General features: G+C 60.0%; 16 protein-coding genes and 1 pseudogene. 10 read left to right on the forward strand and 7 right to left on the reverse strand.

Annotated elements, in window-relative coordinates; translation table 11 throughout:
* Nucleotides 1-239: 239 nt before the first annotated feature.
* Nucleotides 240-380, forward strand: a pseudogene (locus ACM6IQ_RS12980) (TetR/AcrR family transcriptional regulator); the annotation flags it as partial.
* Nucleotides 381-406: 26 nt separating this feature from the next.
* Here the strand turns inward: ACM6IQ_RS12980 and ACM6IQ_RS12985 are convergent.
* The gene (locus ACM6IQ_RS12985; protein ID WP_414878995.1) at nt 407-3,430 is read right to left on the reverse strand and encodes an FAD-binding and (Fe-S)-binding domain-containing protein; all 3,024 of its coding nucleotides are present in this window, start codon (nt 3,428-3,430) and stop codon (nt 407-409) included.
* A gap of 157 nt (nt 3,431-3,587) precedes the next feature.
* Here ACM6IQ_RS12985 and ACM6IQ_RS12990 point away from each other — a divergent pair, with 157 nt between their 5' ends.
* Both ACM6IQ_RS12990 and ACM6IQ_RS12995 read left to right on the forward strand, forming a co-directional pair.
* Nucleotides 3,588-4,472, forward strand: a complete 885-nt coding sequence (locus tag ACM6IQ_RS12990) for a LysR substrate-binding domain-containing protein (protein WP_414878996.1) — start codon at nt 3,588-3,590, stop codon at nt 4,470-4,472.
* A gap of 181 nt (nt 4,473-4,653) precedes the next feature.
* The gene (locus ACM6IQ_RS12995) at nt 4,654-5,718 is read left to right on the forward strand and encodes an alpha/beta fold hydrolase (RefSeq protein WP_414878997.1); all 1,065 of its coding nucleotides are present in this window, start codon (nt 4,654-4,656) and stop codon (nt 5,716-5,718) included.
* Nucleotides 5,719-5,793: 75 nt separating this feature from the next.
* Here the strand turns inward: ACM6IQ_RS12995 and ACM6IQ_RS13000 are convergent, their stop codons facing one another.
* Genes ACM6IQ_RS13000 through ACM6IQ_RS13020 form a run of 5 tightly spaced genes read right to left on the reverse strand, consistent with a single transcriptional unit; the run spans nt 5,794 to nt 10,505 of the window.
* Nucleotides 5,794-6,252 (reverse strand): metallophosphoesterase family protein, encoded by a 459-nt coding sequence (locus ACM6IQ_RS13000; RefSeq protein ID WP_017338224.1) that lies wholly within the window; start codon nt 6,250-6,252, stop codon nt 5,794-5,796.
* A 40-nt stretch (nt 6,253-6,292) separates the two neighbouring features.
* Nucleotides 6,293-7,417, reverse strand: a complete 1,125-nt coding sequence (locus tag ACM6IQ_RS13005) for an agmatine deiminase family protein (protein WP_414878998.1) — start codon at nt 7,415-7,417, stop codon at nt 6,293-6,295.
* Nucleotides 7,418-7,440: 23 nt separating this feature from the next.
* Nucleotides 7,441-8,538 carry an extracellular solute-binding protein gene (locus ACM6IQ_RS13010; protein WP_414878999.1) on the reverse strand — a complete coding sequence of 366 codons (1,098 nt, stop codon included), beginning with the start codon at nt 8,536-8,538 and terminating at the stop codon, nt 7,441-7,443.
* A gap of 1 nt (nt 8,539) precedes the next feature.
* A complete protein-coding gene (aguB, locus tag ACM6IQ_RS13015) occupies nt 8,540-9,448 on the reverse strand; it encodes an N-carbamoylputrescine amidase (RefSeq protein ID WP_414879000.1) in 909 nt (302 codons plus the stop codon).
* Between the two features lie 4 nt (nt 9,449-9,452).
* Nucleotides 9,453-10,505, reverse strand: coding sequence for an agmatine deiminase family protein (locus ACM6IQ_RS13020; protein WP_414879001.1), 1,053 nt, complete (start codon nt 10,503-10,505; stop codon nt 9,453-9,455).
* Nucleotides 10,506-10,639: 134 nt separating this feature from the next.
* Here ACM6IQ_RS13020 and ACM6IQ_RS13025 point away from each other — a divergent pair, with 134 nt between their 5' ends.
* A complete protein-coding gene (locus tag ACM6IQ_RS13025) occupies nt 10,640-11,512 on the forward strand; it encodes a LysR substrate-binding domain-containing protein (RefSeq protein ID WP_414879002.1) in 873 nt (290 codons plus the stop codon).
* A 140-nt stretch (nt 11,513-11,652) separates the two neighbouring features.
* Here ACM6IQ_RS13025 and ACM6IQ_RS13030 read toward each other — a convergent pair whose 3' ends face one another.
* Nucleotides 11,653-12,033, reverse strand: coding sequence for a RidA family protein (locus ACM6IQ_RS13030; RefSeq protein WP_008027160.1), 381 nt, complete (start codon nt 12,031-12,033; stop codon nt 11,653-11,655).
* Nucleotides 12,034-12,225: 192 nt separating this feature from the next.
* Between ACM6IQ_RS13030 and ACM6IQ_RS13035 the strand changes: the two genes are divergently transcribed.
* The 6 genes from ACM6IQ_RS13035 to ACM6IQ_RS13060 all read left to right on the forward strand — a co-directional run bounded on the left by ACM6IQ_RS13035 (nt 12,226) and on the right by ACM6IQ_RS13060 (nt 19,503).
* Nucleotides 12,226-13,536, forward strand: a complete 1,311-nt coding sequence (locus ACM6IQ_RS13035) for a flavin-containing monooxygenase (RefSeq protein ID WP_414879003.1) — start codon at nt 12,226-12,228, stop codon at nt 13,534-13,536.
* 24 nt (nt 13,537-13,560) lie between these two features.
* Nucleotides 13,561-13,977 (forward strand): RidA family protein, encoded by a 417-nt coding sequence (locus ACM6IQ_RS13040; protein WP_017338215.1) that lies wholly within the window; start codon nt 13,561-13,563, stop codon nt 13,975-13,977.
* Between the two features lie 93 nt (nt 13,978-14,070).
* Entirely contained in the window at nt 14,071-14,748 is a 678-nt protein-coding gene (locus tag ACM6IQ_RS13045) for a DUF1028 domain-containing protein (protein ID WP_017338214.1), read from the forward strand.
* On the forward strand, nt 14,745-15,896 hold the full coding sequence (gene argE / locus ACM6IQ_RS13050; protein WP_414879004.1) for an acetylornithine deacetylase: 1,152 nt from the start codon (nt 14,745-14,747) through the stop codon (nt 15,894-15,896). Before ACM6IQ_RS13045 ends, argE begins: the two co-directional genes overlap by 4 nt.
* Before the next feature lie 286 nt (nt 15,897-16,182).
* Nucleotides 16,183-17,598: a purine-cytosine permease family protein gene (locus ACM6IQ_RS13055; RefSeq protein WP_414879005.1), complete on the forward strand. Its 1,416-nt coding sequence runs from the start codon at nt 16,183-16,185 to the stop codon at nt 17,596-17,598.
* Between the two features lie 594 nt (nt 17,599-18,192).
* Nucleotides 18,193-19,503, forward strand: a complete 1,311-nt coding sequence (locus tag ACM6IQ_RS13060) for a nucleotide sugar dehydrogenase (RefSeq protein WP_414879006.1) — start codon at nt 18,193-18,195, stop codon at nt 19,501-19,503.
* Nucleotides 19,504-19,537: the final 34 nt, after the last annotated feature.

Here is a 19,537-nt window from a genome sequence, read left to right on the forward strand (position 1 = left end):
TGCGCATCCTACAGCAAGCGACCTCATGTAGCAACCTTAAAAGTTTCTAATTTCACTAATGAAATCAACTACTTAAGCCAGGCAAACATTGATCTGCTCGCTAGCGGGAGGCGAATAGTACAGGATTAAAATACGTGGTCAACCCCCCGCCTCAAAATTCTTTTCCTTATCAAGGAACCAGACCAAGTCAGCATCCGTTCGTTGCTACACCTTTTTTTGCCTCCACTGTCCCACCCTCGTCGTCGATCGCGGGAGCGATGCTGATTGCCAGGGCGCTGGACAACCCTGAGTTGTCCGAGCAGTTCCTGCAGTCGGTCATCAATGCATGGCCTGCTGCTCCCGAGAAAGAAGAGCAGGCCAGCGTTTCGACAGCCACTTGACGGCCCAAAGGACGACTCAAGTCCTTTCATTTAAGGCGCGCATGCTCCAACACCACTTCCAGCGGATGGCGCAGTTGCTTGCTGGCCAGGCGCTTGACCTGGCTTCGGCACGAGTACCCCGTCGCCAGCGCTTCGCCCGCCTTGTCCAGCTTGCCCGCCCATGACTGTTCGAAAATGGTCCGCGAAGTGTCCTGATTTCGCGCTTCATGGCCGTAGGTCCCGGACATCCCGCAACAGCCCGTCGCCTCGGTCACCAGCTTGAGCCCGAGCCGGGCAAACACCGCTTCCCATTGCGAAGTACTGGCCGGGACGTTGGTCTTCTCGGTGCAGTGCGCCAGCAAACGGAATGTCTGTGGGGCGGGATGAGACTTTTCAGGCAGCACATCAAAGAGCCACTCCTGGGGCAGCAGAACCTTCGGACACGCATTGAGCCCCGGCACTTTCTGATATTCCTGGCGATAGACCAGCGTCATCGCCGGGTCCAACCCCACCAGCGGTACTTCACAGTCAGCCAGCGCCTTGAGCTGACTGGCGTTGCGGATCGCTGCCCTGGCGAATGCGCCGAGGAAGCCCTGTACGTGCAAAGGCTTGCCGTTGGCGCTGTAGGGCGCCAAGAAAATCCGATAACCCAACTGGTGCGCCAACTCGATAAAGCTCGCCAGCAATGGGGTTTCGAAGTAACGGGTGAAGGCATCTTGAACCAACACCACGCTACGCTGACGTTGCGCAGCGGTCAGTTCGCGCAGGGCCGGCACGCTAGCGACAACGACGTTGCAGCGGGTCAACGTCGCCTGCAAGTCGTAACGGCTGATCAACGGACTGTCGAGCATGCCGACGCGTCGCTCAAGCAGGCGGCTCATCCATTTCGCGCCCATCACTGCGTTGTACAGGCCCGGCGCGTAGGCCATATAGGGAATGGTGAACTCCAGCGAACCGATCAGGTAGTCACGAAGCGGACGTTGATAGCGACCGTGATACAGCTCCAGAAAACGCGATCTGAATTCCGGGACGTTGACCTTGACCGGGCATTGCCCTGCACAGGATTTACAGGCCAGACAGCCCGCCATCGCGTCGTACACCTCGTGGGAGAAATCCGCCTCCCCCCGCGAACGCGCCAGGTTGTTACGCAACCGCGCTGGCAACCCGCTCAACCACGACAACTTGCCCCGGGCCGCTTCCAGTACATCAATATTGGCCGCACCCTGCAGGCGCAACCATTCGCGAATCAATGACGCCCTGCCTTTCGGTGAATGCTGGCGTTCACGGGTGGCTTTCCACGACGGGCACATCGCATCGTTGGGATCGTAGTTGTAGCAGGCGCCGTTACCGTTGCAGTGCATGGCGGTGCCGAAACTTTGCCACACGCGCTCGTCGATTTGCCGATCCAGATCACCGCGCAGCGTGACTTCGTTGACCTTGAGCAAGCCTTGGGCAGCATCCGGTGGTGTGCAGATTTTGCCGGGGTTGAGCTGATTGTGCGGGTCGAACGCGCCCTTGAGCGATTGCAGCGCCGGGTACAGTTCGCCAAAAAACTCGGGGACATATTCCGAGCGCAAGCCCTTGCCGTGCTCACCCCACAGCAGTCCGCCATAACGTCGCGTCAGCTCGGCCACGGCATCGGAAATCGGTTTGACCAGCGCGGCCTGGGCCGGATCTTTCATGTCCAGCGCCGGGCGCACATGCAACACGCCGGCATCGACGTGACCGAACATGCCGTAAGTCAGACCATAGCTGTCGAGCAACGCACGAAACTCAGTGATGTAGTCGGCCAGCTTCTCCGGCGGCACGGCGGTGTCTTCAACGAAAGGCTGCGGCCGAACCTCACCTTCGACGTTGCCCAACAGCCCGACGGAACGTTTACGCATGGCGTAGACACGGGTCACCGCCTCGGCACCCTCGGCCAGCGTGTGGCCCAGCCGCTCGATGGTCGTGTCGGCCTGCAGATGCTCGACGAACGACGCCACTCGAGCGTTCACGTCCGTCAGGTCTTCCCCGCTGAACTCGACCAGATTGATGCCCAGCGTCGGGCACTCGGCGTCCGTCGGAAAATACTCGGCGACGCTGTGCCAGACGATGTCTTTCATCGCCAGCATCAATACTTTGGAGTCCACCGTCTCGATGGACAGCGGCTTGTGCGCCAGTAACGCGTTGGCGTCGCGCAGCGCATCCATGAAGCTGCTGTAGCGCACATTCACCAATACCGAATACCTGGGAATCGGCAGCACGCTCAGCTTGGCCTCGACGATGTAGCCCAACGAACCTTCCGCGCCGCACAGCACGCTATTGAGGTTGAAACGCCCGCGCTCGTCGCGCAAGTGCGCCAGATCGTAACCGGTCAGGCAGCGATTGAGTTTGGGGAATATCGACTCGATCAGGTCGGCCTGGGTTTCCTGTATCTGGCGCGCGGTGCGGTACACCTCGCCGATGCGGCCGGGCTGTGCGCAGGCTGCCTCCAACTCAGAGACGGACAGCGGATGGCTGTGCAAGCGCTCACCACCGAGCAGCACGCTGTGCAGTTCCAGCACATGATCGCGGGTCTTGCCGTAGGTGCAACTGCCCTGGCCGCTGGCATCAGTGTTGATCATGCCACCCACGGTGGCACGGTTGGACGTTGACAGCTCCGGTGCGAAGAACAGGCCATGGGGCTTGAGCGCGGCATTGAGCTGATCCTTGACCACGCCGGCCTGCACTCGCACCCAACGCTCGGCGACGTTGATTTCAAGAATTGTGTTCATGTGCCGCGACAAGTCGACCACGATGCCATCGGTCAACGACTGGCCGTTGGTGCCGGTGCCGCCGCCACGCGGGGTCAGCTTGATCTGGCGAAAGCGCGGTTCGGCCATCAATGCAGCGATGCGCACGATGTCGTCGGCGTCCAGCGGGAATACCGCTGCTTGCGGCAGGCGCTGATAAATCGAGTTGTCCGTTGCCAGCACGGTACGGGTGGCGTAGTCGGCACTGAGCTGACCGCGGAAGCCGCTGGCACGCAGGGCTTGAAGAAATTCCGGGTACTGTGCAGCGAGGGCATCCGTAGGCAGCTGGGCGATCATCGCAAAATGTTCTCTTGTAGGTCTAACACGAAAAAATCAAAACACTTGTCGCCTGAGCATTAATCGGTCAGCCTCAGGTCGTCGGCTGCGCCAATGATCCTGCAGGCTGTGGCGCCGGACAAACGGATAATCCTGCCGCTATCGATGACTTTTACGAATGAATTACCGCCACCTCACTCCCTCCATGTCGTTGCTGCTGGCCTTTGAAGCCGCCGCCCGGCATGAAAGCTACACCCGCGCCGCGATGGAACTCTCACTGACCCAAAGCGCCGTCAGCCGGCAAGTCCAGGCGCTGGAGCAACAACTGGGCCTGACGCTGTTTCGCCGTGAAGGCCGGCAAGTGCAGTTGACCGATGTCGGCCGCCTCTATCAGCGGGAAATGAGTGACGCGCTCGGACGCATCCGCAGCGCCACGTTACAGGCGATGGCGTATCAATCGGGCAGCGGAACCTTGCGCCTGGCCACCCTGCCAACGTTCGGCTCGAAGTGGCTACTGCCGCGTCTTCACGATTTCTACAAAACCCATCCCGGCATGCTGGTGCACATCAGTTCCCGGATCGATGCGATCGACTTCGAAACCAGCGGCATCGATGCCGCGATCGTCGTCGGCAATGCCGACCTGCCAGGCCTGATCAGCCATCGTCTGCACACGGAAGAGTTGATGGTGATCATGTCGCCGCAAGCGGCCGAGGCCCATGACACCTGGACCCCGGAACGCATTGGCGGACAGACGCTGCTCAACGTCGCGAACAATGCCAACGTCTGGGGCGAGTGGTTCAGCCACCACGGCCTGCCCCATCGAATGATGCGCCTGGGACCGAGTTTCGAACTCACCTCGCACTTGATCCAGGCCGTCAGGGCCGGCATCGGCATCGGTCTGGTGCCGCGCATCCTGGTGACCGACGAGCTGGCCAACGCCGAGCTGATCAGCCTCGGCCTGCCCTTCGCCAGTCAACGCAGTTACTACCTGACCTATCCACCGCGCAACGAAAGGCTGCCGTCGCTGATCGCGTTCCGCAGCTGGTTGCTGGAACAGATCTGACCAACGCCGACTGATTCGCCTCTTTGTATCACTGTGTATCTGTCTACCCTCCTGATACATGAGTTTTCACCCGGCCGCCGATTCGACACAGCCCAGATACGTCATCGCGTTCAAATGCACACACGGTTTCAAGGGGATCAGCCAGACCCCCTGGCCAATGGCTTGCAACGGAGACATCAGGATGAAGATGGCACTGCAAAACAAAAACGCTAAAACCCACCGCCGTCTGGTCGGCTCATCGATGCTCGCGCTCGCCCTGTTTGGCGCTATCGGTGCAGCCAACGCCCAATCGACCACCGTTGCACAACCCGCCGCGATCAAGGCTGACGTCACTTACACAACCCCCTCCCCATTCGGCCCACTGAAGCACATCAAGGCCGGACTGCTGGATGTGGCTTACGCCGAAACCGGCCCGGCCGACGGACCGGTGGTGATTCTTCTGCACGGCTGGCCTTACGACATTCACAGTTATGACGAGGTCGCACCGTTGCTGGCCGCGAAGGGCTATCGAGTGCTGATGCCGTATGCGCGTGGTTATGGCGATACCCATTTCCTGTCCGAGAAAGCCGTGCGCAACGGCCAACCGGCTGCGCTGGCCAGCGACGTCATCGACTTCATGGATGCGCTGAAGATCAAACAAGCCGTGCTCGGTGGCTATGACTGGGGCGCACGTTCCGCCGACATCGTATCGGCGTTGTGGCCAGAACGGGTCAAGGCGCTGGTCTCGGTCAGCGGTTACCTGATCGGTAACCAGGCGGCCGGTAAAAACCCGCTGCCACCCAAGGCTGAATTGCAGTGGTGGTATCAGTTCTACTTCGCCACCGACCGCGGTCGTGCCGGGTACGAGAAAAACACCCACGACTTCGCCAAGTTGATCTGGCAGCTGGCTTCGCCGAAATGGGCGTTCGATGACGCGACGTTCGACCGCAGCGCCAAGGCGCTGGAGAACCCGGACCACGTCGAGATCACCGTGTACAACTACCGCTGGCGCCTGGGCATGGTGCAGGGCGAGCCTCAATACGAAGCGCTGGAGCAGAAACTGGCCACTGCGCCGTCCATCAGCGTGCCGACCATCACGCTTGAAGGCGATGCCAACGGCGCGCCGCACCCTAATCCCGAGGACTACGCCAAGCGCTTCACCGGTAAATACGAGTTCCGGCTGATCAACGGTGGCATCGGTCACAACCTGCCGCAGGAAGATCCGAAGGCGTTCGCCAAGGCCGTGATTGATGCGGATCACCTGTGAGGTTGATCTGACCTTTCCCCGCTAAGCCTCCTCACAACGACGGCTCGTTTTACGAGCCGTTTGTTTTTGCGAGACTCACTCCAGCAGGGAAACCAGACGTGGCGCTATTGCCGTCTCCAATACCTCCAGTAGCGCCAGCGTCACCGGCAATTTGAAGCGTCTGCGTCCCGCACTGCCGGGATTGAGGTAGAGCCGTTCGCCACGCCATTCCACGAGTGGCTTGTGCGAATGGCCGGTGACTATCAGCTTGATGGCCGCATCGAGTACGACCGGGACATCGGCGATGTCGTGCACCAGCAACGTCCCCCACCCGTTGAGATCGAAACGCAAATTATCTGCGATATGTTCGGCCCAAGGAGCGTCCAGGTCATTGTTCCCGCGCACGACATGCAGGGGAGCGATCAACGCCAGTTGATCGAGAATATCGACGCTGCCGATGTCGCCCGCATGAATGATCCGCTCACACCCCTCCAGCGCGGCAAGCGCCTCAGGGCGGAGCAAACCATGGGTATCGGAAATCACGCCAACCTTCATGCAACGCTCCAGACCAGATTCAAGCAGTGGAACGTCCAGACTAAACCAACGGCTGATGACTGGTCACACAATGTATACCGCCACCCCCGGCGGAAATGGCGTCGATGTTCAGTTGCACCACCTCACGATCCGGATAGAGCCCGGATAACACTGCAAACGCCTTGGCATCTGCCACCTTGTCACCAAACTCCGGCGCAATGACCGCGCCGTTGATCACGAAGTAGTTGATGTAGCCAGCCGCAAAATCCGGGTTGTTTCGACTGAATTGACTCTTTCGCGGATTGAGCGGTGGCGACACGGTATGGACCTGCAGTTTTCGACCCTCGGCATCCGTGGCATTTTTCAGAATATCCAGATGGGCCCGCGTGACGTTGTAGTCGTAGGACTCAGGGTCGTTGTCGAGGCTGGCGATCACAACGCCGGGTTTCACGAAGCGGGCGTAGAAATCCACATGGGCATCGGTGATGTCTTTTCCTTTTATACCTGGCAGCCAAATGATCTTGCGCAGGCCGAGCCGGTCTTTCAGTTCTTGCTCGACGTCGGCCTTGCTCCAGTCAGGGTTGCGATTGCGGTTGATCCAGCTGCTCTCGGTCATGATCCCGGTACCGTGGCCATCCACTTCGATGCCGCCACCCTCGCCCACCAATTCGCTGCGCAGATAATGGGCATCCGCCGTGTCGGCCACTTGAGCCGCCAGATGCGCATCGTGGGCATGCTGCTGTTTTTCGCCCCAGCCGTTGAAATTGAAATCCACGGCGCCGAGTCCACCCTGCCCGTCGATGACGAAGTTGGCGCCGGTGTCGCGCATCCAGATGTCGTCGAGTTCGGTGGTGACATAAGTAATATTGGCAGTACCGCAATGTTCCTGCGCCAGGCTCCGCTCGAGCGGGCGGCAGAAAACGGTCACCGGCTCATAGCGGGCGATGGTCCGCGCAATCCCGCCAAGCGCCGCTTGCACATCACCCGTGAAGTCTTCCCAGATGGCCTCTTGCGCGCCAAAGGCGATGAACGCTTGTGCGTGCCGGTCACCCTCATCGGGCATCCGCCAACTGCCCTGCGCCGCCGCGTGTACTTGCAGGGGCGTCAGACCCAATCCGAAAGACGCTGCAGCCCCCACACCCGCCAATACCGATACCTGTTTGATGAACTCACGACGCGTCGACATGCAGTGATCCTTTGAAAATTGGCTCATTTCGCCGTGGCCGTCTTGAATTTGGTCCAGGTGCGCATCCGTGCGCGCATGTCGGACTGCGGAATGTCCTTGCCCGGTATCAGCCGCGCATAAGTGGCTTCATCCAGATAGATGTCCGGGTTGTTGCGCATCGTCGCATCGACGCTCGGGCGTGCCTTGGCGTTGGATGTCGGGTAGCCGGTGAAGTTACTGATGGCCGCCATGTTCTCCGGACGCATGACGAAGTTGATGAACGCGTAGGCGTATTCCGGATGTTTGGCGTCGACCGGAATGGCCATGGTGTCCATCCACACCGTGGTGCCTTCGCGGGGAATGCGGTACTCGAACTTCGTGTGCTTGCCGGCACTGTCTGACGTCCTCTGCGCCTGGGTCATGTCGCCGCTGTAACCGAGCGACACGCACAGGTTGCCGTTCACCAGATCGGTTACCGGTTGCGACTGGAACTTGCGAATGTGCGGGCGCAGTTTCATCAGCAGTTCACTCGCCGCCGCGAGGTCTTCGGGTTTGGCGCTGCGCGGCTCACGGCCCAGATAATTGAGCACGACGGCGAGCACTTCATCCGGCGAGTCGATCATCGAGATACCGCAGTCGGCCAACTGGCCGGCCAGTTCCGGTTTGAACAACATGTCGAGGCTGTTGACCGGCGCATTCGGCACGCGCTGTTTGATCTGCTCATTATTGTAGGTCAGGCCGATGGTGCCCCAGGTGTAAGGCACGGTAGCCTGACTCGAGGTTTCATATTGCCGGCGCAGCTTCTGCAAACCGGGCTCGATGTCATCCAGGGAGGTGAGCTTTGATCGGTCCAGCGGCAGCAGGCTCCCGGCGCGCATCAAGCGTTCCGCCACCGTATCGCCGGGGAAGATCAGGTCATAACCGCTGCCGCCGGCGAGCATCTTGGCCTCCAGTGTTTCGCTGCCATCCATGACGTCGTAAATCACCTGGATGCCGGTCTCGGCGGTGAATCGCGTCAGGGTGTCTTCGGCAAAATAATCGGCCCAGTTGTACAACCTGAGGGTTTTCTCTTCGGCGTGCAGCGATGACGAGGCCAGTGCCAGGCCCAAGGCGCCGAGCAACAGCGTGTGCGGAATGCGCATATCAAACTCCTTGAGTGTTCCAGCGTGCATGAAGGTGACGACCGTCCTGACTCAACAACGCGCCGTACATGTCCGGGCGCCGGTCTCGGTAGATGCCCCAGCTCAGGCGTTCTTCGCGCATGGCGGCCAGGTCGAGGCTGTGCACCAGCACGCCGGTGCTGTCGCGGTCGGCCTCGGCGAGCAATTTGCCCTTGTGGTTGCAGATGAAGGACGAGCCGTAGAAGCTCATTTGCAGGGTCGGATCGGTGGTCGCCACTTCTCGACCGACGCGATTGGCCGCCACCACCGGCAAGATGTTCGCCGCCGCGTGACCACGCATCGTCATCTGCCAGTGATCCCGTGAATCCAGCGCTGCGCAGCCAGGTTCAGAGCCGATCGCCGTCGGAAACAGCAACACCTCGGCGCCCATCAATGCCAGGCAGCGTGCGGTCTCGGGAAACCACTGGTCCCAGCAGATCCCCACGCCGATGCGCCCGAACGCGGTGTCCCAGACCCGGAAGCCGGTATCGCCGGGGCTGAAGTATTCCTTCTCCTGATACCCGATGGCGTTGGGGATGTGGGTTTTGCGGTACACCCCCAGCAGACGCCCGTCGGCATCGGCCACGCTCAAGGAATTGAAGTAGGCGTTGCCGGCTTTCTCGAACCAGCTCAGCGGCAGCACCACGCCCAACTCCTTGGCCAATGCGGCAAAGCGTTTGAGTACGCGGCTGTAGCGGTATTCTTCGGCCAGCGCCAAGTGTTTGTGGCTTTGCTCGATGCAGAAATACGGCGTGGCGAAGAGCTCCTGCAACAGGATGACCTGAGCGCCCTTCGAGGCCGCCTCACGGACCAGTTGTTCGGCAAGATCAAGGTTGTAGGGCAAGTCCCAGGTGCACGGCATTTGGGTGGTGGCAATCGTCATAAAGGTCATGGCATCACCCCTTCACTGGCCAGGCAGGCTGCTGCTGGGTGATGCAATGCACCCCGCCGCCGCCATGGGCCAGGTGATTGATCCGCACCGGCACCACTTCGCGTCCCGGGAATGCCTGGGCCAACACTTCGGCGGCTACCTGGTCGGCATCGATGCCATAGGCCGGCATGATGATTGCGCCGTTGGCGATGTAGAAGTTGGTGTAGGACGCGCAGAACACTTCGGCTTCGGTGTCCACCGCATCGGTGGCTTCATAGAGCTCGATCAGCTCGAACTTCCGGCCTTGGGCATCGGTGGCCAGCTCCAGTGCGCGGCGGTTTTCTCGGGCCACTTCGGCATACACCGACTGCTTGTCGTGAGTGGCATCCACCAGCAATACGCCGGGGCGTGCGAACGCACAGACGCCATCGACATGGCCGTCGGTCATGTCGCCGGTCACGTAGTCCGGATCGCCCGGCAGCCAGATGGTTTTTTTCACGCCCAGCAGGCGGGTGAAAATCTCCTCCATCTCTGCCTTGTTCATCCCGGGATTGCGGTTGGGATTGAGCAACACCGACTCGGTGGTGATCAGCGTGCCCTCGCCGTCCACATGAATCGCCCCGCCTTCGTTGCTCAGCGGTGTGCCAAAGCACGGCAAGCCAAGGTGATTGAGTGCACGACGCGCCAGGCCTTCGTCCAGATCGTGCGCCGACTTGCCGCCCCACGCGTTGAAGCGCCAGCTCACCCCGGCGAGGCCTTGTTGCGCGTGGCAGACGAAGCTTGGGCCGGAGTCGCGGCACCAACTGTCGTTCACCGCCAATTCGATCAGCTCGATGTTGGGTCCGCACAATGCATGGGCACTCGCCACAGCCGACGGATCGACCACCATTTTCACCGGTTCGAACCGGGCGATGGCGTTGGCGACCCCGGCAAAATTCTTTTGTACTTGCGCCAGGGTCACGCGCCACCCCGACTCCCAGAGTGCCTGGTTGTGCGGCCAGACCATCCAGGTCGCGGCGTGTTTTACCCATTCTGCCGGCATCCACCAGCCCGTGTGTTGATGTTCGTTCTGCTGCATGACAAGCACCCTTGAGTTAAGTCATTGTGTTCAATGAAAATGACCTTGGCGGTCTTTGCATGCATGCTACGGCCGTAAAAACGGGCTAACAAACGATGGATTTTGCAGAAAAGTGATTAGAGGAACTTATCGATATGCTCAAGCACTGGCCCCCGCTCAGCACCCTTCGCGGCTTTGAAGCAGCCGCCCGGCTGGGCAGTTTCCACAAGGCTGCCGACGAACTGCACCTGACCCAATCAGCGATCAGTCAGCAGATTCGAACCCTAGAGGCGTACCTTGAGCAGCCGCTGTTTTTCCGCAGCGGACGCAGCGTCAGCCTGACCGATGCCGGTCACGATTTGCTCAGCACTACCCAGGCGTTATTGCAGCAACTGGCGGTTGGCATTCGGCGTCTGGGGCAATACCAGAAACCCAACCAACTGGTGCTCAACACCACGCCGACATTCGCCCGGCACTGGTTGCTGCCACGGCTGGGGGATTTTCGGCGTCAGCATCCGGAAGTCGATCTGTGGATTTTCAGCACCGACGAAGTCCCGGACATGACCACCCAGACCATCGACCTCGCGGTGCGCGATGACATCAGCTCCCAGGCTGAATGCAGTTTCAAGGTGCTGCACGCCGACCGCCTCTATCCGGCCTGCCACCCCGATGTGCTGGCGGTGCCTATCGAACAGCGCACGACCCTTCACGGAGAGCGGGAAATGGACTGGAGTCATTGGGCCGTGGAGGCTGGTATCGATGTGGGACAGAAGGACCAGGGCTTGAATTTTTCCGACCCCGGGTTGCTGCTGGATGCGGCGTGCGCAGGGCTTGGGATCGCGCTGGTCAGTCAGCTATTGAGTCGACAAGCACGTGACAACGGATTGCTGCAGCCGTTGGTAGAGGAAACCATTCGCGGGCCGAACTGGGCGTTGCTGACTCACCGGGACAGCGAGAACAATCCCCTGGCGCGGAGTTTTATCGAGTGGTTGCTGGGTAACCTGGCCCCCGCCAGCAACACGATGTAACGAACAGCGTTCCGAAAAAGCGCCGTCGTTGCAGGAGTCGGCTTGCTGGCGCTCACGTCACCGCGGTGTTCCTGAAAAACCGAGGCGTACTCGATCGCCAGCAACCAGGCTCCTACAGGTCGTGTTTCACGCCCGCGAACTCAGCCCTTGGCCGCCATCGCGGTCACTTCCACACGCATGCCTTCCACCGCCAGCGACGCCACGCCTACCGCGGCGCGAACCGGCCACGGCTTGGCGAAGAAACGCTTGTAAACCTCATTGAACGCGGCGCGGTCGGCCATGTCGGTGAGGTAGATGGTCAGGTGCATGACCCGGTCCATGGAACTGCCGGCGCGCTCCAGCGCCACCTTCAATGCCTGCAACGTGCACTCGCTCTGCAGGGTGATGTCGCCCAGTTCCAGGCTGCCGTCGGCGCGGGTCGGGATCTGCGTGGAGACCAGGATACCGTTGAAGCCGGCCACATCGGAGGAGATGGAATCCGCATCGGGATCGGGGGTGAAGGTGATGTCTTGGTTCGCCATGGGGATCTCTTGTTCGAGGGAAAAAAGGTGGCGGCCAGTTTACCGCCCTGCTGAATCAAACGCTCTGCCTCAGTTATTTATACTCAAATGCCAGCTTAATAATATTTTACCGATACCAGGGTCATCCCTAGTCTTGAGCCCAAGAAATGGCAGGCCGCTCGCGACCTGACTCCAACGTCGAAGGGTATTGAGATGACCACTGAAAAAACAAAAACAGATACGCTGATTGTTGGCGCCGGTCAGGCTGGCGTGGCCATGAGTGAACACCTGAGCAAACTGGGCGTGCCGCACCTGGTGCTGGAGCGCAACCGCATTGCCGAGCGCTGGCGCACCGGGCGCTGGGATTCGCTGGTGGCCAATGGTCCGGCGTGGCATGACCGCTTTCCGGGTCTTGATTTTGACGACCTCAGCCCCGATGCGTTTGCGCCGAAAGAGCGTGTCGCCGATTACTTCGAAGCCTACGCGAAGAAATTCAACGCGCCGATCCGCACCGGTGTGGATGTGCTGAAGGTTGAACGCAACGTCGGTCGGCCAGGCTTCACCATTGAAACCTCTGAAGGTGTGATCGAGGCCAACCGCGTGGTCGCCGCCACCGGGCCGTTCCAGCGTCCGGTCATTCCGCCGATTGCGCCGCAGGATCAGCCGTTCCTGCAGATTCACTCCGCCGATTACCGCAATCCGCAGCAATTGCCTGAAGGCGCTGTTCTGGTGGTCGGCGCCGGCTCGTCGGGCGTGCAGATCGCCGATGAACTGCAACGTGCCGGCAAGCAGGTTTACCTCTCCGTCGGCGCCCACGACCGCCCTCCTCGCGCCTATCGCAACCGGGATTTCTGCTGGTGGCTGGGCGTGCTCGGCGAGTGGGACCAGGCGGCGATGAAGCCGGGGCGGGAACACGTCACCATCGCGGTGAGTGGCGCGCATGGCGGCCGCACTGTGGACTTCCGAGGCCTCGCCCATCGCGGAATGACGCTGGTCGGTCTGACTCAATCATTCAATGGCGGCGTGGCGACTTTCCAACCGAACCTGGCGGAGAACCTGGCACGCGGCGACGAGAATTATCTGGCGTTGCTCAACGCCGCCGACGCTTACATCGAACGCAATGGCCTGGACTTGCCGGAAGAACCTGAAGCGCGCATCACCTTCCCCGACCCGGAATGCGTGACCCAGCCGATTCTTGAACTCGACCTGGCCAAGGCCGGCGTGACCTCGATCATCTGGGCCACCGGTTTTGCCACGGATTACAGCTGGCTCACCGTTGACGCCTTCGACGACAAGGGCAAACCACGGCATCAGCGCGGCGTGTCGAGCGAACCGGGTGTGTATTTCCTCGGACTGCCATGGCAGTCGCGTCGCGGGTCTTCGTTCATCTGGGGCGTTTGGCACGATGCCAAATACGTGGCGGATCACATCGCCATTCAACGTTCCTACCTCGACTACCACGACGCGGCGCAACGCGAGGCTGACCAAGCCCCGCTCGCCCATAAAACCACGGTCAGTGCTTAAACCTTTTTCTGCCAGGAGCGACAAATGTCCACGCCAACCCATACCCGTATCCGCATGTTCAACACCAAGGAAACCTATCCGAACCAGAGCCTGGACAACGACCTGTGCCAAGCCGTCCGCGCGGGCAACACGGTTTATGTTCGTGGCCAGGTCGGGACGGATTTCGAAGGCAGACTGGTCGGTCTCGGTGACCCGCGAGCCCAGGCCGAACAGGCCATGCGCAACGTCAAGCAATTGCTGGAAGAAGCTGGCAGCGACCTGAGCCACATCGTCAAAACCACCACGTACCTGATCGATCCGCGGTATCGCGAGCCGGTGTATCAGGAAGTCGGCAAGTGGCTCAAAGGCGTGTTTCCGATTTCGACCGGGTTGGTGGTGTCGGCGTTGGGGCAACCGCAGTGGTTGATGGAGATTGATGTGATTGCGGTGATTCCCGAGTAAGCAGGGACACCGCGTCGCGGCCATCGCTGGCTTGCCCGCGAAGAGGCCAGCCAAGACACCACATTCGCCAAGGCAAACCAAGGAGCAAACCCCATGACCTTCTCCATCGCCGCCCGTTGCCCGGAAACCGGTCAGTTCGGCATTGCGATCAGTTCCTCCAGCATCGCCGTCGGCGCCCGCTGCCCCTGGCTGCTGCCGGGTGTCGGTGCCGTCTCCACACAGAACATCACCCTCCCGTCCCTCGGCCCGGACGTCCTCGCCCTGATGGAGCAAGGCCTCGCCCCGGCGGAAGCGCTGGACAAAGTCCTCACGCGCAATGGCTACAGCCAATACCGGCAGATCACGGCGATTGACCACCTTGGCCAGACCGCTCATTTCAGTGGCGCGCAAACCTTGGGTAACCACAACGCCGTGTCCGGCGAACAATGCGTCGCCGCCGGCAACATGCTCGCGGACCGCTCGGTGATCGAAGCCATGGTTGAAGCCTTCGAACACGGCGAAGGGCAACTGGCCGACCGCTTGCTCGCCGCGATGAAAGCAGCCATCGCCGCCGGTGGCGAAGCCGGGCCGGTGCATTCGGCGGCGATGGTGGTGGTCGGCGAACTGACCTGGCCGATCATCAACCTGCGGGTCGATTGGGCGGACGATGATCCCATCGGCCAGTTGGAAAAGCTCTGGGTTGCCTACTGCCCGCAAGTCCAGGACTACATCGACCGCGCCCTCGCCCCGGACAAATCCCCAGGGTACGGTGTCGCCGGAGACGACCGATGAGCGCCAGCCACGATTTGCTGGCGACGTTAGTGGCATTCGACACCACGAGCCGCGAATCAAACCTGCAGCTCATCGAATTTGTCCGCGACTACCTCGCGAGCTTCGACGTGCCATGCGAACTGATCTACAACGAGCAGCGCAGCAAGGCCAACCTGTTCGCCACCATCGGCCCGGCGGACAAGCCGGGCATCGTGCTGTCGGGGCACACCGACGTGGTGCCCGTCGATGGCCAGCCATGGACCGTCGCGCCGTTCGAACTCACCGAGCACGACGGCAAGTTGTTCGGTCGCGGTACTGCGGACATGAAAGGCTACATTGCCTGCGTGCTCGCCCTCGTTCCTTCGTTGGTGAACGCCCCGTTGCGACGGCCGGTGCACATTGCGCTCTCGTATGATGAAGAAATCGGCTGCCTCGGCGTGCGCTCGTTGCTGGCGGCGCTGGAACAACGGCCAGTCAAACCGATGCTGTGCATCATCGGCGAGCCGACCGAGCTGAAACCGGTGCTCGGGCATAAGGGCAAACTGGCGATGCGCTGCGATATCCAGGGTCACGCGTGCCATTCGGCGTACGCGCCGCTTGGGGTCAATGCCATTGAGTATGCCGCCGAACTGATCGGTGAACTGGGACGGATCGGCAACAGGCTCAAAGCGCCCGAGCACCGCGACGCGCGTTTCGATCCGCCATTTTCCACGGTACAAGCCGGTGTGATTGGCGGCGGCAAAGCCTTGAACATCGTACCCGCCGATTGCCGTTTCGATTTCGAGATCCGTGCCCTGCCCTCGCATGATCCAAGCGACGTCGCCCGGGAACTGGAAACCTATGCCGAGCAGCAGGTGCTGCCGCGAATGCGTGCGGTGAGTGAACAGAGTGAGATTCGCTTCAGTGAACTCTCGGCATACCCCGGATTAGTGACCGATGCACACAGCGAGGCGGCTGAGTTGATCGCTGCATTCTGCGGCTCCCGAGCGTTCGGCACAGTGGCCTTCGGCACCGAGGGCGGCCTGTTCGACGCCGCTGGCATTCCCACCGTTGTGTGCGGCCCTGGCAGCATGGATCAAGGGCACAAACCGGACGAATTCGTCAGCCTCGAACAATTGGACGGTTGTGACGCCATGCTGCAACGGATGCTGCTATCAATCAGCGAATAACACAATTCTGAACACCCCAAAATCCCTGTGGGAGCTAGCCTGCTAGCGATATCGATCTGTCAGCCAAATCAGTGTTGACTGTCAAATCGCTATCGCTGGCAGGCTAGCTCCCACAGGGTTTTCGGCTGCCCTGCGACCTACATTTTTTAACGTCTATACCAACAATCTTTGTAATTTATCTATCCCCATCCACCGCACATCATCAACTCCAACAAGAAAAGCGTCGCCCCCCGCGCGGCGCTTACCGAAGTACGTCCACGTACTCAAAATTGCCTTGGAGTCCGTCATGGTTAGCGCAGCAACAACCTCCGCCCCGCTCATCGAAAAACACACCATCGGCTATGTGCCGCCCGAAGATCGCCACGGCAAAACCCGTGACCTGTTCACCCTCTGGTTCGTCGGCAACATCGCCCCGCTGCCCATCGTCACCGGCGCCCTTGGCGTGCAGATGTTCCACCTGAACCTGGTGTGGGGAATCGTCGCCATCCTCGTCGGCCACCTGGTCGGCGGCGTGCTCATGGCGCTGCACTCGGCCCAGGGCCCGCAGATGGGCATTCCACAAATGATCCAGAGCCGCGCCCAGTTCGGCTCCCTCGGCGCCCTGCTGGTGGTGCTGATCGCCGGCATCATGTACATCGGCTTCTTCGCCTCCAACATCGTCCTCGCCGGCAAGTCCCTGCACGGCGTGGTCGACAGCGTGCCGGTGCCGGTGGGCATCGTCATCGGCGCCCTGGGTTCCGGCATCATCGGCATCATCGGCTACCGCTTCATCCACGTGCTCAACCGCATCGGCACCTGGGTGCTCGGCGCCGGTATCGTGCTCGGCTTCGGCTACATCTTCACCCACGTGCAGACCGCCGACTTCCTCACCCGTGGCAGCTTCAACATTTCCGGCTGGCTGGCCACGGTCTCGCTCGCTGCGCTCTGGCAGATCGCCTTCGCGCCGTACGTCTCCGACTACTCACGTTACTTGCCGGCCAACGTGCCCGTGGCCGCAACGTTCTGGACGACTTATCTGGGCACCGTGCTCGGCTCCAGCCTTTCATTCATCTTCGGCGCCGTCGCCGTGCTCGCCACCCCCGTCGGCATGGACACCATGGACGCCGTCAAACTCGCCACCGGCTCCATCGGCCCGCTGATGCTCGTGCTGTTCCTGCTCAGCGTCATCAGCCACAATGCCCTCAACCTCTACGGCGCCGTGCTGTCGCTGATCACCCTGGTCCAGACCTTCGCCTACCGCTGGATCCCCACCGCCAAAAGCCGTGCCGTCCTCTCGATCATCATCCTCGCCGCCTGCTGCTTCGCCGCCGTCGGCGCTTCCGCCAACTTCATCGGCCATTTCGTCGACATGGTGCTGGTGCTGCTCGTGGTGCTGGTGCCGTGGACCGCGATCAACCTGATCGACTTCTACGCGATTCACAAAGGTCAGTACGACATCCATTCGATCTTCAAGGTCGATGGCGGGATCTATGGCCGGTACAACCCGCAGGCGTTGTTGGCGTATGCAATCGGGATTGCGGTGCAGATTCCGTTCATGAACACGCCGCTGTATGTCGGGCCGATTTCAGAGCACATCAATGGGGCCGACTTGTCCTGGCTGGTGGGCCTGATCATCACCTCGCCGCTCTACTATTGGCTGGCCAATCGCGACACCGCTTACAAGCGCCGCCTCTCGACCGGAAAACTCGCCAACAGCCTTTAAGCGCCGCTTCGGATTGTCGAAGCGAGTAAACAAAAAACCGCACTGATGCGGTTTTTTGTTGCGTGATCATTTTCTGTAGTTCCAATGTTTTTACTATGACGCCTTACATAAGCGCCAATAAAACAGACATTCAAAAATTGACATGTCTCAGCAACTTTACACAATAAGAAAAATTCAAAAGACATGATAAAAAAGTTGTAACGCTGGCGTTGCACCGCGTCAGTGCTCATCGGAAAACCAATGTAATTGACCGCCTGTTTTTGGTGCAAAAAATCACATTCCATTCTTATGACTAATCGCCATAAATCATCTATCTACCTGTTTTAATTGAAATTTATTTTTCGATAAATGGCTGTTGCTTTGGCACGCTCTTTTGGGATCCTAATAATTATTGTGTTCACAAAAAGTGTTCGAAATTTCTGTTAAAAAAAATGACAGTGCTTTTGATATGTTTGTCTACACTCTCATTTCTGCAAGTGCGGGTCGCGTATAACGCCATACAAAACAGCCGATTAGTTGGTCCGACAGAGTTACTGTCGGTGTCCGCGGCATGTCGATGGCATTTCGGAATCAGGGTATATGGGGAACTCACCGATGCGTATCAGCATATTTGGTTTGGGGTATGTGGGCGCTGTATGCGCGGGCTGTCTCTGTGCTCGCGGTCATGACGTAATCGGGGTGGATATCTCTCAGGTGAAAATCGACCTGATCAATCAGGGCAAGTCGCCCATCGTTGAGCCAGGCCTGGAGGCTCTGCTCGAGCAGGGGGTGCAGTTTGGGCGGCTGCGGGGTACCAGTAATGTAAAAGCGTCCGTGATGGACACGGATATGTCGTTCATCGCCGTCGCTACGCCCTGCAAGAAGAACGGCGATCTGGATCTGGTCTACATCGAGTCGGTCTGCCGCGAGATCGGCGAAGCCCTGCATACCAAGGACAGTTGGCATACGGTGGTGGTGCGCAGCACAGTGCTGCCGGGCACCGTGAAGAACGTGGTCATCCCGATTCTTGAAGACTGTTCCGGCAAGAAGGCCGGGGTCGACTTCGGCGTGGCGATCAACCCGGAGTTCCTGCGCGAAAGTACTGCAATCAAGGATTACAACTGCCCGCCCATGACCGTGATCGGTGAATTCGACCAGCGCAGCGGTGACATGCTCGTCGCACTCTACCAGGAGCTGGACGCGCCGCTCCTGCGCAGGAGCATCGAAGTGGCGGAGATGATCAAGTACACCTGCAATGTCTGGCACGCGACAAAAGTGACCTTCGCCAATGAGATCGGCAATATCGCGAAGGCCGTCGGCGTGGACGGTCGCGATGTGATGGACGTGGTCTGCCAGGACACCAAACTCAACCTGTCGCGTTATTACATGCGCCCCGGTTTCGCGTTCGGCGGTTCCTGCCTGCCCAAGGATGTGCGTGCGTTGAACTATCGCGCCGGGCAACTGGATGTCGAGCACCCGCTACTGGCCTCGATCATGCGCAGCAATGCGGCGCAGGTACAAAGAGCCTTCGACATCATCACCAGTTACGGCAAACGGCGTATCGCCCTGCTCGGCCTGAGCTTCAAGGCGGGCACCGATGACCTGCGCGAAAGTCCACTGGTCGAGTTGGCCGAAATGTTGATCGGCAAGGGCTACGACCTGCATATCTTCGACCGCAACGTGGAATACGCGCGTATCTACGGGGCCAACAAGGACTACATCGAGTCGAAGATTCCACACCTGGCTTCGCTGTTGCGCGCAGACCTGACAAAAGTGATCGAGGGGGCAGAGGTCATTGTTCTGGGTAACGGTGACGAGTCCTTCAAAGCCTTTGCGCTTGAGGCGCCCGAAGGCAAGCACGTGGTCGACCTGGTGGGTTTCATGCCAAACGTCAGTGACGATCGGGTCGAAGGTATCTGCTGGTAAGGGCTAGAGAATCGCCGAACTGCACCCCGGGCAA

The organism is Pseudomonas sp. IT-P100 (assembly GCF_949767185.1).
Taxonomy (GTDB): Bacteria; Pseudomonadota; Gammaproteobacteria; order Pseudomonadales; family Pseudomonadaceae; genus Aquipseudomonas; species Aquipseudomonas fluorescens_B.

Coding starts and splice junctions, on each gene's coding strand:
- ACM6IQ_RS13045 (WP_017338214.1), top strand. CDS start 14,071: ATGACCTTCTCCATCGCCGCCCGTTGCCCGGAAACCGGTCAGTTCGGC.
- ACM6IQ_RS13000 (WP_017338224.1), bottom strand. CDS start 6,252: ATGAAGGTTGGCGTGATTTCCGATACCCATGGTTTGCTCCGCCCTGAG.
- ACM6IQ_RS13025 (WP_414879002.1), top strand. CDS start 10,640: ATGCTCAAGCACTGGCCCCCGCTCAGCACCCTTCGCGGCTTTGAAGCA.
- ACM6IQ_RS13040 (WP_017338215.1), top strand. CDS start 13,561: ATGTCCACGCCAACCCATACCCGTATCCGCATGTTCAACACCAAGGAA.
- ACM6IQ_RS13010 (WP_414878999.1), bottom strand. CDS start 8,538: ATGCGCATTCCGCACACGCTGTTGCTCGGCGCCTTGGGCCTGGCACTG.
- aguB (WP_414879000.1), bottom strand. CDS start 9,448: ATGACCTTTATGACGATTGCCACCACCCAAATGCCGTGCACCTGGGAC.
- argE (WP_414879004.1), top strand. CDS start 14,745: ATGAGCGCCAGCCACGATTTGCTGGCGACGTTAGTGGCATTCGACACC.
- ACM6IQ_RS13060 (WP_414879006.1), top strand. CDS start 18,193: ATGCGTATCAGCATATTTGGTTTGGGGTATGTGGGCGCTGTATGCGCG.
- ACM6IQ_RS13005 (WP_414878998.1), bottom strand. CDS start 7,417: ATGTCGACGCGTCGTGAGTTCATCAAACAGGTATCGGTATTGGCGGGT.
- ACM6IQ_RS13035 (WP_414879003.1), top strand. CDS start 12,226: ATGACCACTGAAAAAACAAAAACAGATACGCTGATTGTTGGCGCCGGT.
- ACM6IQ_RS13020 (WP_414879001.1), bottom strand. CDS start 10,505: ATGCAGCAGAACGAACATCAACACACGGGCTGGTGGATGCCGGCAGAA.
- ACM6IQ_RS13030 (WP_008027160.1), bottom strand. CDS start 12,033: ATGGCGAACCAAGACATCACCTTCACCCCCGATCCCGATGCGGATTCC.
- ACM6IQ_RS12995 (WP_414878997.1), top strand. CDS start 4,654: ATGAAGATGGCACTGCAAAACAAAAACGCTAAAACCCACCGCCGTCTG.
- ACM6IQ_RS13055 (WP_414879005.1), top strand. CDS start 16,183: ATGGTTAGCGCAGCAACAACCTCCGCCCCGCTCATCGAAAAACACACC.
- ACM6IQ_RS12990 (WP_414878996.1), top strand. CDS start 3,588: ATGAATTACCGCCACCTCACTCCCTCCATGTCGTTGCTGCTGGCCTTT.
- ACM6IQ_RS12985 (WP_414878995.1), bottom strand. CDS start 3,430: ATGATCGCCCAGCTGCCTACGGATGCCCTCGCTGCACAGTACCCGGAA.